Here is a 9851-nt window from a genome sequence, read left to right as displayed (position 1 = left end):
GCCATGTAGGTCTGGGTGGTGTCAGCCGGGGGAGCGACGGGAGCCTGGGCAGTGTCGTATGTCGGTGCAGCGTGGGCAGTTTCGAAGAGCGGCGCTCCAGCGGACGGCGTGGTGTACGCGGGCGGTGCTGCCATGCTCTCGGGGTGGATCGGGGCCTGCGGCTGCATCGCGTGCGCCGCGGTGTTCGAAAGTCCTTCAGCGCCAGATGACAGCGGGCCGCCTGCCTGAGCGCCGGAATTGAAGTTCTGGGCGAAGCCTTCAGGGGAGAGTGCGTTGGTGGGGGCTGAGGCTGAAACTGATGGCAGGGACGATGCACTCGACGTGGTCGGCGGCGATCCTCCTGTTGATACTCCCGGAGTCGAAGTGCTGGTGGGGATCTGCGGGCCGGCAACCGCCCCCGGGCTGGCGGCAGATGGGGATGTCGCGAAATTCTGCTGGCTTCCGACTCCTGCGGCACCCGTGCCAGGCAATGTCTGTGTATACGGATCCACTGATGACGCTGGCGTCCTTCCGAATGACGCCTCGCTCCGCGACGTGCTGACACCATTGACCGTGCTAGGTGCCCCTGATGCGGTAGTGCCTGGCTCTGACATTCCTGGAATGGTGGAATTTTCCCCCGTGGAAGACGTGGAGGAGAACGTCGCTTCCCCTCTCAATAGGTGAGAGGAAGTGTCCGTGCCATTACCTGCTTGCGAGTTGGCGGAAGATGTAGAAGACGACGAATCCTGACTAAGGGGAGTTTTGTTGAGCATCATTTGGACCTGGTCAAGTACCTGGTCCTTCGTTTGCGGGCGGAATGCGTTGGCCAAATCGACGCCCTGCTGTTCAGCGAATTGTCGTGCTGGCAGGTCGATTCCGGATTTGGCAAAGACTTGATCGATGGCATCGAGGACACCTTGACTGTGGCTCGCCGCTTTGATGCTGGCTTGCTCCTGAGCTTTCGTCACAACAACCGCGATCTTGGCCGCTTTGACTGGCGGTGGCGCTTTTGAGGCAACGATCTCATCGATATCTGTATTGCCTTGCTCGGCTATGGTGCGTAGGTCAGACCGCAGTTCCTCGGTGGCGTTCCGGGCGGATTCGTACGATCCTTTCTTGGCTGCGTTGACCTCGGATATTTTCTGAGCGGAATACTCCCCAGTTTGAAATGCTTGCCTCGTATCGTCGGCAGTTACACCTTCTTGTTCTCCAAGCGAGCCATTTCGAATGGTTCTTAATGAGTCGGCGTAGGCCTCGAATGCTTCACTGATCGATGCGCGGTTCGTAGCCGCGGCAGAAAGCGTCGCCAGCGAACTGAAGCCAGGCCATTGGTTGCCCACCAAAAGTGCTGACCACTGTCCCGCTGGGAGGTCGCTCATCGGCAGGCCGCCTTGATTTTCGTGATCGCGGCGTCAGCAGCCTCGTAGACGGGAGTAATCGTGTCGTGTGGGGCCTCGGCAAGTTGTAGGAGTGCGGCCTTTCGATATGCGGTCCCGAGATCGCGTGCCGGCGTGGAGACTTCCGGCGGCGCGGCCGGCTGGTCGTTGACAGTCGACAGTAGATACTCGCCGCTCGTACTGAAAGCAAGGCGTATGTTCACTGCGACCACAAGGACAGTGGCCCGGTCATTTCCACCATCCCCGTTACCAGTAACAGTCACCGCGCGGTAGGCGTCTTCATATGCGCTGCACACCGCCTTTTTCGCATCCGCGACTTCCTGCTCGCTATACGTCTTGACCGCGGGCGTCTCCGGCTTCGGTACGGGTCGGAACCACGCACCAATCGCCACCGCCACCGCGACCACTGCGATGACGATCGCGATGATGGCGGGCAAGCGGGACGGGCCGCGTGAAGAGGGCGGTCCTTGCCACGGGGCTGGTCCTGAAGGCGCGGGTCCATACGGTCCTTGCGACATGGTCGAAATCGTATCCCTTGCGTTTGCCGGAGCGCTATTCACCAATAGCCGCAATACCCGTTGCGACCAGCAAGTACACCCAGTTCAGGCGTATCCGAGACCGCGGAAAACCCAGCTACCCGTCCACTCATCGTTAGCTGGCCCAGACCCAACCGTGGCCCAACCTTGACTTGACCTGTCAGGAACCTCCCAGACACGATGAATCGATGCGTCGAGCCGTCGTTTCGCTGTGTGCTGCCTTCACCGCGGCGCTCCTGGCGCTGTCCTCCGCCCCGCCCAGCCACGCCGAAACGCCGTGGTTCGGAGCCAACGTCGGCAACGCCACCCAGGTGCTCTCCGTCGTCAGCACCGGCGGCGCCACCGCGAAGATGGACGTCTGGCAGCGCGGCGCCAACGGCTGGCAACCCGTCCTCGTCGGCGTTCCCACCCACGTCGGCGCCAACGGTATGGTCCCGCAGTCCCACGACGGCGAAATGAAAACGCCGATGGGCATCTTCACCCTCGACTTCGCCTTCGGCACCCAACCCAACCCGGGCGGCGGCCTGCAATACGTCCAGGTGACGCCGGACTACTGGTGGGACGGCGACATGAAGAGCCCGACCTACAACACGATGCAGGTCTGCAAGAAAGCCGACTGCCCCTTCGACACCAATCCGGCCAGCGGCACCGAGAACCTCTACATCCCGCAGTACGCCCACGCCATCGTCATGGGCGTCAACAAGGCGCGCGTGCCCGGCAACGGCGGCGCGTTCTTCGTCCACACCACCGACGGCGGGCCGACCGCAGGCTGCGTCTCGCTCGACGACGACACTCTGGTCAAGATCATCCGCTGGCTACAGCCCGGTGCGTTGATCGCCGTCGCCAAGTAATCGGCGCCGAACGTGGGGGCTGTCGTCGACGACGGCGACGATCGTCACCCAAACGCCGCACGCTCGGCGGCAGGCCGCTAAGTGGTGGCGATGGCCGCGCCCGCGGTCGCCTTGAAGTTCAGCGCCTCGGTGGACATCGTCACCTCGTAGGTGCGGTCGTATCCGGTCTTGCTGATCTTCCAGCCGTCCGCAGTCTTGCGGTAGCGGTCGCGGTAGAACGCCGCGCCCTCCAGCATGAAGTTGAACTCCGGCACGATCACCCGGTCCTGCAAGTACCAGATGGCCTCGGCCTCGTCGCCGTCCACGCTGATCTCCGGATGCGTGACGCGATGTTCGGTGAGCACCCCGGCCGGCATCGACTTGGCCATGAACGCCACCAGATCCTTGCGGTTGGTGAAGTGATGCTCCTCGCCGAGCGAGGACCCATAGTCACCGACGATGTCCTCGGTCAGGGTGTCGGCGAAATCGTCCCAATGCTTGGTGTCCAGCGCCCGCAGATAGCGGTATTTCACCTGTTTGATCGCTTCGATTGCTTCCACGTCAGCCATGCCGGTCATTGCAGCACACCCAATGAGTCGACGGGGAGAGTTGTCCCGGTGACAATGTTCCCAGCCCGGGGGCCTGTCAACGATCAGGAGTCGCCAATGTCTGGACCGGAGAAGCCCGAGGCCAGCGGCCCTGACGCCACCGTCCAGCAGTCGAACTTCATCGACGGCTTCCTGCGATCGCCGTTCTCGGGCATCGCGCCCTGGATCCTGATGGCGATCATGTCGGGACCGGGCCGCTTCGGGCAGGCCGCTGCCGCCGCGCTGGCCCTGACCCTCATCGTGATGTGGGCCGGTAGCCGACGCGGCATCAAGGTGCATTCCCTCGAAGTCTTCGGCGCGGTGGTCTTCGCGATTTTCGTCGGCTTGGGCATCTTCGGCTCACCGACTCTCATCAGCTGGCTGGAGCTGTGGGCGGGTGAAATCACCAACGGATCGCTGGCCGCCTATGCGCTGGCGACCATCGCGATCCGACGCCCCTTCACGATCTCCTACGCCCGCGACACGGTCGAGCCCGAACACTGGAACAGCCCGTTGTTCGTCCGGGTCAACTACATCTTGAGCGCGGTATGGGCGGGCGCGTTCGTCATCAACACCCTTGTCGGCTCGTTCGGCGACGCGGTGCTGCACGACGGCGACAACTTCTGGACCGGCTGGATCGTCCAACTCGCCGTCACGTTGGTCGCCGTCGCGATCACCGAGTTCTATCCCGACTATGCGCGGGCGAAATTCCTTGCCGCAGCCGGCGAAACCGTCGATGAGCCACCGTCATTCGGCAAGCTGTTGGACTGGCTTCCCGGCTTCGTCATCGGTATCGGGATCGCCGGCTGGGTCAGTGATTCATTCTCCGCGGGCATCGGCATCGCACTGATCGTCATCGGCATTATTGCCGGCGCGGTGATGCGAAAGTTGTTCCCGGAAAAGCAAGAAACGAAGTAACCGCCGTTAGCGGAGGTCGTCTTCGTACCGCTGGGCGATGGCCACAAGCTCTTCGCGAACCGTTGACGGCGGCAGAGCGTTGATCCGTGCGTAGAGACGGCGACGCGTCATGGCCCGCTTCATATCGTTGCGGAACTGCGCAATCGACGACATTGTTCTCAACTCCTTGATGACCCCTGGTTCTGCAGGGGCGTACTTGTTATGTGACGTTCACCAGTCAGGGATCGCCTGTCTGGTCAACCTCTTGATCGTTCTTGTTAATTTCAGGTAAATCAACTTTCGGCGTGTGAGATTGACTACAGCGCAACGTTTTCCCAGCTCGGATGCTGAGGCTGCTGTGACGCCGGACACCACGTACCGCCGAAGGTGACGCAGTTCGCGGACCGTTCGGTGCTCAGTCCTGCAGGTACTTCGTGACCATGTCGACCAATAGCTGACGCTCGCGCTGCCATTCCAGATGTGAGTCGACGATCATCTCGACCAGCACCATGCCGCGCAGCGACGACCAAATCACCTCGGCTACAACGGGATCGTCGGAGATCAAGCGCCCGAGTTCGTTGATGGCGGTATTGATCTCCAGGAGATGCCGTTTGGCACTGTCTCCGTGGGTCCCGCGGGTGGCCCGCAGAATCTCGAACGCCGCCAACGATGTTGGGCTGCTATAGCAGCGGAACGCGGTGTCGACGACGACCTCGATGCGTTCCCGCAATCCCAGATCGGCGACGTCGGCCTCGCCGAGGCTCTTGAGTAGTCCGGCCACACCCTCGTCGACCACCGCCATCAGCAGACCGTTGCGGTCACCGAAGTGGTATTGGATCACACCCCAGGTGACTCCGGCCCGCTCGGCGACATGTTTGGCCGTGGCCGCGGGGAAGCCTTCTTCGACCACGCAGCGGACCGTCTCGTCGATGATCATCGCGCGGGTGTCGTCGCCCCGCTTGCGCGGCGCCTGGGTTTGTCGCGTGGGAGGAGTGCCGAGCGCATTCACATCGTTGACTTTATAACATTGACGCGACTATGTTTCGCTTTGTGAGCCAGCCCCTCAGCCGCTATGCCCAATTGTCCCGGGCAGAACTTGCCGTCCTCGTGCCCGAATTGCTGCTGATCGGTCAGATGATCGACCGCTCCGGCATGGCCTGGTGCATTCAGTCGTTCGGCCGTCCGGAGATGTTGCAGATCGCCATCGAGGAGTGGGCCGGAGCCAGCCCGCTCTACACCAAGCGCATGCAGAAGGCGCTGAAGTACGAGGGCGTCGACATCATCACCATCTTCAAGGGTCTGCAGCTCGACATCGGTGCCCCGCCGCAGTTCATGGATTTTCGCTACACCGTCCACGACCGGTGGCACGGCGAATTCCACCTCGATCACTGCGGCGCCCTGCTGGACGTCGAGCCGATGGGTCCCGACTACGTCAAGGGCATGTGCCACGACATCGAGGACCCCACCTTCGACGCCACCGCTGTGGCGACCAACGCCAAGGCGCAGGTGCGCCCGATTCACCGCCCGCCGCGCACCCCGGCAGACCGCATGCCGCACTGCGCGTGGACCGTCATCATCGACGAGTCCTACCCCGAGGTGAGCAGCATCCCGGCACTGGACATCGTGGCCAAGACCAAGGCGGCCAACTGGGAACTCGCACCCATCGACCCGAATGATGAAGGCCAGGCGGACTATTCAGGTGCGCTGCTGTCCGACGTCGATTTCGGCGCGTTCTCGCACTCCGCTCTTGTGCGCATCGCCGACGAAGTGGTGCTGCAGATGCACCTGCTGAACCTGTCGTTCGGGATCGCCGTCCGGGCCCGGGCCGGCGACAACCACGAGTTGGCGACCGATATCTGCACCAAACAGCTCACCGGCATCGCTGGGGTGGCGGCCGAGCGAATTCAGCGAGCACTGAAGCTGCCCAACGACTTTGAGGGGCTGGCCAAGGTCATCGAGCTGCACCCGCTGTTCAACCCGGCGGGTTACGTCGTCGCCGAGGTCGAAGGTGGCCGGCTGCACGTGCACCCGTCGCCGTCGCACGATGACGCATCCTGGATCTCGCTGTGCTCCCCGGCATCTCCAGCACCGTTGCAGGCCATTGCCACCGCCGTCGACCCGCACATCGCGGTGCGGATCTCCGGAACCGCCGACGACTGGACGGCCGAGTTCGAAAAGACTGCCACCGCCGCCAAGGACTCTCCCGAGGTGGAGGTCACCAAGTTCAGCCACGGCGTCACGTTCGAGTTCCAGGAGCGGCGCTCGCTTCCGCTGACGGTGGTGTAGGCGATGGCCCACCGCGTCGTGCAGTGGGGCACCGGGGCGGTGGGCGTCGAAGCCATTCGCGGCATCCTCGACCACCCGGACCTGGAATTGGTTGGGGTCAAGGTCTATTCCGACGACAAGGTCGGTGTCGACGCAGGCGTGCTGGCCGGGCGTGACCCGATCGGCGTCACCGCCGCCAAGAACGTCGACACCCCAGGCGCCGACGCGGTGCTCTACGCGCCACGTCACCCCTCGGTCGCCGAAGCCGCCGCCATCCTGGCCTCCGGCGCCAACCTGATCACCACGGCGTTCGCGTTCCACCCGACCCGGATGGCCGCGCACGACCGGGACCGACTGCAGCGGGCCTGCACCGAAGGCAACAGCTCGCTGCACGGCACCGGACTGAATCCGGGCAACCTCGGCGTCGTCGTCCCGTTGGCGCTGACCGGACTGTCACGCACCATCGAACACGTCAAGGTGCAGGAACGTGCCGACTGGTCGGTCTACGACAGCGTCGAGATCACGTTCGACCAGATGCATTTCGGCAGCCCGCCCGACGAGGTGAACCCGCAGACCGACGGCTTGCGGTTCACCAGTCAGCTTTTCCAGGAACAGGTTTGGCTTCTAGGGGATACCCTCGGTCTCGGTGTGGACGAGGTCAGCACCGACTTGGAGGTGATTGCGGCCAGCGCCGATCGCGACGTGTGCGGTCGCACCCTGCACGCGGGCACGGTCGCCGGACAGCACTGGCGATGGTCGGGCCTGCGCAACGGCGAGCCGGTCGTGGAAGTCGAAACCCTGTGGACCGTAGGGGAGCCCCAGCCAAAGCACTGGCCGACACCCCAACACGGCTGGACTGTCACCATCGAAGGCGCGCCCTCGATGCAAGCACATCTGATGACGCTGGCCAGCTTTCGCCGAGACGTTCCGCTAGCCGAACACGTCCGCTCAGCCAGTGTGGCTACCGCGATGCAGGCGGTGAACTCCGTCGGCGCGGTGTGCAACGCCGCGGCCGGCTTTGTCAGCATGGCCGACCTGCCGCTGAGCCTTTACCGCCGCTGAAACAGGGTGTCCCGCGGCGGCTCTGATGTTGGTGATCGCGTTGTCCACCGCCGTACTTAGCTGATTGCGTGCGGTCGTGAGTGTCGCGCGAACCGAATCCATCCCCGCCATGATCGCCGCGCGCATACTGTGCGTGCTGGCCAGCGTGGTGGCGGCGGCGTTGGCGGAGTGAACCACTCCCAACAAGACCGTCTCGAATGCCTGGAACGCCACCGCGGAACCGACGTTGATGGCCTCGACCGTCGCGACCTGCAGAAGACCATGCGCCCCAACGGGAACCGTCGGTATCCCCGGCGGTTGGTCGAGCGCCGCCAGGATCGTGTCGCGCGCCGCGCTGGGCGTTGTCTGCCCGGCGAACACATCCATCAACTGCACGACCGCGACCTCAAGAGTGTTCTGTGCCTTGGGCAGTACTAGATTCAGATCGTTGCCGATGATGCCTTCCGCGGCGGCATCGGCCGGGATCGTCACTGCTGAGACCGCCGCGCCGAGCGATCCCGCAAGATCTCCGGTCTGTAGCAAGGTCTGGAGGAAGGTTCCGGGTGCCTGCGCAACACCGATCGGGACTGTCACCGCGCCTTGCGCGATGAAGGGACAGATCAGGCTGCAAAACGTCAGCTGATTTCGCAGGAACGCCAGCGGTAGAGCGCCGATCGGAGTGGCGGCGAGTTCGATGTCGGGGGCGGTGACGGTGGCGATGCGGGCTTCGACCGGCGGCGCCAGCGGGGCAACGGACAGTGCCACAATCGCGGTGGCCGCAGAGCTGCTGAGGAAACTGGTTCGCACCAAAGCGGGCATAGTGGAAACACGGTTTCGCTGGCCGCGAAGTTCAACTTTCTCGACGGAACCACGAACTGCGCGCACACTGGCAGTCATGGACAACAACGGACCGTTCGGGTTCGATCCCGACGATATCGATCGGGTGGTGCGGCAGGCCAGTGAAGGCCTTCGCGACGCCTTCGGGCAGTTCCTGAACAACTCGGCCGGCAACGCCGGATTCGGCGTGCTGTTCGATGAGTTCACCCGCCGTTCGCGGCCCCGGACGGAGCCTGAGACCGCGGGGGAGGCCGGCGACGGGGTGTGGGCCATCTACATCACGGACGCCGACGGTAAGGCACATGTCGAGCAGGTCTATCAAAGCGAGCTCGACGCGCTGCGCGCCAACAAGCACAACACCGACGCCAACCGCAACGTCCGGTTCCTGCCGTACGGCATCGACGTCAGCGTGCTCGATGCGCCGACCATCGTCGACGAGAAGACCGACGAGGCCGACTAGCTACATCGTCAACACCATGCGGTAGCGCGCACGACCCTCGTCCATGGCGGCGTACGCCTCGGCCGCCTCGGCCAGCGGAAGCTCCTGGATCCGCGCCCGTACACCTGACTGCACCGCGAAATGCATGGTGTCCTCCACATCGGCCGACGTCCCCGACGGATGCCCGACCACGCTGAAATTGCCGAAAATCAGATCGCCCGGGGTGACCGGCAGCGGATCGAACGTGGCCCCGACAATCACCAGTTCGCCCTGGGGCGCCAGCCCCGAGACCGTCGCTGCCATGGCCGCCGAATTGGCGGCGGTGGCCAGCACCACTTGTGCCCCGCCGAGCGCCTGCATCGCCTCGCCGACGTCACCGGCGGTCGAGTCGATGTAGTGGTGGGCGCCGAGTTCCTTGGCGTCCTGTTCTTTGCCCGCGCCGCGTGCGATCGCGATCGTCTCGAAACCCATGGCACGGGCCCATTGCACGCCCAGATGCCCGAGTCCGCCAATGCCCAGGACGGCCACGCGATCACCGGCCACCGCACGGGTGGTGCGCAGCGCGTTGTAGGTCGTCACGCCCGCGCACCCCATCGGGGCGGCCTCGGCGAACGACAACGCGTCGGGAATCCGGGCCAATGCGGTCCGCGGCACGATCACCGACTCGGCGTAGCCGCCCGGATAGTTCCAGCTGGGCACCTTGAGGTTCACGCACTGCATGAACTGTCCCTTGCGACACGGCAGACAGGTGTTGCAGTTGCCGCCGAACCAACCGACCGCCACTCGGTCTCCGACCGCGAATCCTTCGACACCCGAACCCAATTCGGCGACGGTTCCGGCGATCTCATGGCCTGGGGTGACCGGCCAACTCAGGCCGGGGAAGGCGCCATTGACGATGGCGTGGTCGGTACCGCATACGCCGCAGGCGTTGACGGCGATGCGTACGTGATCCGGCGGCGGCGATGTGGTGTCCACCTCGGTCAGTTCCAGCGGTTCCCCGGCTGATTTCACGTGTACGGCGCGGTGAGTGGGCATCGCTCTCC

At 64.0% G+C, this 9851-nt stretch carries 12 protein-coding genes; 5 read left to right on the top strand and 7 right to left on the bottom strand.

The window, feature by feature from the left end; all coding sequences use genetic code 11:
* A partial coding sequence (locus HPC46_RS28915) for a hypothetical protein (RefSeq protein WP_179475581.1) occupies positions 1 to 1358 on the bottom strand: 1358 nt, incomplete at its 3' end.
* Positions 1355 to 1813 carry a hypothetical protein gene (locus tag HPC46_RS28910; RefSeq protein WP_179475580.1) on the bottom strand — a complete coding sequence of 153 codons (459 nt, stop codon included), beginning with the start codon at positions 1811 to 1813 and terminating at the stop codon, positions 1355 to 1357. The genes HPC46_RS28910 and HPC46_RS28915, both read right to left, overlap by 4 nt.
* 287 nt (positions 1814 to 2100) lie before the next feature.
* On the opposite strand from HPC46_RS28910, the gene HPC46_RS28905 reads away from it, so the two are divergent.
* Positions 2101 to 2763, top strand: coding sequence for a L,D-transpeptidase family protein (locus tag HPC46_RS28905; protein WP_179475579.1), 663 nt, complete (start codon positions 2101 to 2103; stop codon positions 2761 to 2763).
* Between the two features lie 77 nt (positions 2764 to 2840).
* Here HPC46_RS28905 and HPC46_RS28900 read toward each other — a convergent pair whose 3' ends face one another.
* Positions 2841 to 3335 carry a nuclear transport factor 2 family protein gene (locus tag HPC46_RS28900; protein ID WP_407665574.1) on the bottom strand — a complete coding sequence of 165 codons (495 nt, stop codon included), beginning with the start codon at positions 3333 to 3335 and terminating at the stop codon, positions 2841 to 2843.
* 72 nt (positions 3336 to 3407) lie between these two features.
* Between HPC46_RS28900 and HPC46_RS28895 the strand changes: the two genes are divergently transcribed.
* Positions 3408 to 4247: a DUF3159 domain-containing protein gene (locus HPC46_RS28895; RefSeq protein ID WP_179475577.1), complete on the top strand. Its 840-nt coding sequence runs from the start codon at positions 3408 to 3410 to the stop codon at positions 4245 to 4247.
* 6 nt (positions 4248 to 4253) lie between these two features.
* Here the strand turns inward: HPC46_RS28895 and HPC46_RS28890 are convergent, their stop codons facing one another.
* Together HPC46_RS28890 and HPC46_RS28885 are read right to left on the bottom strand one after the other, a co-directional pair.
* The gene (locus HPC46_RS28890; protein WP_005143024.1) at positions 4254 to 4400 is read right to left on the bottom strand and encodes a hypothetical protein; all 147 of its coding nucleotides are present in this window, start codon (positions 4398 to 4400) and stop codon (positions 4254 to 4256) included.
* 241 nt (positions 4401 to 4641) lie between these two features.
* The gene (locus HPC46_RS28885; protein WP_179475576.1) at positions 4642 to 5235 is read right to left on the bottom strand and encodes a TetR/AcrR family transcriptional regulator; all 594 of its coding nucleotides are present in this window, start codon (positions 5233 to 5235) and stop codon (positions 4642 to 4644) included.
* A gap of 29 nt (positions 5236 to 5264) precedes the next feature.
* On the opposite strand from HPC46_RS28885, the gene HPC46_RS28880 reads away from it, so the two are divergent.
* Together HPC46_RS28880 and HPC46_RS28875 are read left to right on the top strand one after the other, a co-directional pair.
* Entirely contained in the window at positions 5265 to 6512 is a 1248-nt protein-coding gene (locus HPC46_RS28880) for a hypothetical protein (protein ID WP_179475575.1), read from the top strand.
* 3 nt (positions 6513 to 6515) lie between these two features.
* On the top strand, positions 6516 to 7553 hold the full coding sequence (locus tag HPC46_RS28875) for an NAD(P)H-dependent amine dehydrogenase family protein (protein ID WP_179475574.1): 1038 nt from the start codon (positions 6516 to 6518) through the stop codon (positions 7551 to 7553).
* On the opposite strand, the gene HPC46_RS28870 is transcribed toward HPC46_RS28875, so the two are convergent.
* On the bottom strand, positions 7440 to 8339 hold the full coding sequence (locus HPC46_RS28870) for a hypothetical protein (protein WP_179475573.1): 900 nt from the start codon (positions 8337 to 8339) through the stop codon (positions 7440 to 7442). The genes HPC46_RS28875 and HPC46_RS28870 overlap by 114 nt on opposite strands.
* Positions 8340 to 8427: 88 nt before the next feature.
* Between HPC46_RS28870 and HPC46_RS28865 the strand changes: the two genes are divergently transcribed.
* The gene (locus HPC46_RS28865; protein WP_179475572.1) at positions 8428 to 8829 is read left to right on the top strand and encodes an Rv0313 family protein; all 402 of its coding nucleotides are present in this window, start codon (positions 8428 to 8430) and stop codon (positions 8827 to 8829) included.
* Here the strand turns inward: HPC46_RS28865 and HPC46_RS28860 are convergent, their stop codons facing one another.
* Positions 8830 to 9843: an alcohol dehydrogenase catalytic domain-containing protein gene (locus tag HPC46_RS28860; RefSeq protein ID WP_179475571.1), complete on the bottom strand. Its 1014-nt coding sequence runs from the start codon at positions 9841 to 9843 to the stop codon at positions 8830 to 8832.
* Between the last annotated feature and the right edge of the window lie 8 nt (positions 9844 to 9851).

Source organism: Mycolicibacterium vinylchloridicum (assembly GCF_013404075.1).
Classification (GTDB): Bacteria; Actinomycetota; Actinomycetes; order Mycobacteriales; family Mycobacteriaceae; genus Mycobacterium; species Mycobacterium vinylchloridicum.
This window is presented reverse-complemented; position numbering and strand designations above follow the sequence as displayed.

What these genes read in the sequence shown, in the direction of transcription:
- HPC46_RS28860 (WP_179475571.1), bottom strand. Translation starts at nt 9,843, where the DNA reads ATGCCCACTCACCGCGCCGTACACGTGAAATCAGCCGGGGAACCGCTG.
- HPC46_RS28880 (WP_179475575.1), top strand. Translation starts at nt 5,265, where the DNA reads ATGTTTCGCTTTGTGAGCCAGCCCCTCAGCCGCTATGCCCAATTGTCC.
- HPC46_RS28865 (WP_179475572.1), top strand. Translation starts at nt 8,428, where the DNA reads ATGGACAACAACGGACCGTTCGGGTTCGATCCCGACGATATCGATCGG.
- HPC46_RS28905 (WP_179475579.1), top strand. Translation starts at nt 2,101, where the DNA reads ATGCGTCGAGCCGTCGTTTCGCTGTGTGCTGCCTTCACCGCGGCGCTC.
- HPC46_RS28890 (WP_005143024.1), bottom strand. Translation starts at nt 4,400, where the DNA reads ATGTCGTCGATTGCGCAGTTCCGCAACGATATGAAGCGGGCCATGACG.
- HPC46_RS28895 (WP_179475577.1), top strand. Translation starts at nt 3,408, where the DNA reads ATGTCTGGACCGGAGAAGCCCGAGGCCAGCGGCCCTGACGCCACCGTC.
- HPC46_RS28875 (WP_179475574.1), top strand. Translation starts at nt 6,516, where the DNA reads ATGGCCCACCGCGTCGTGCAGTGGGGCACCGGGGCGGTGGGCGTCGAA.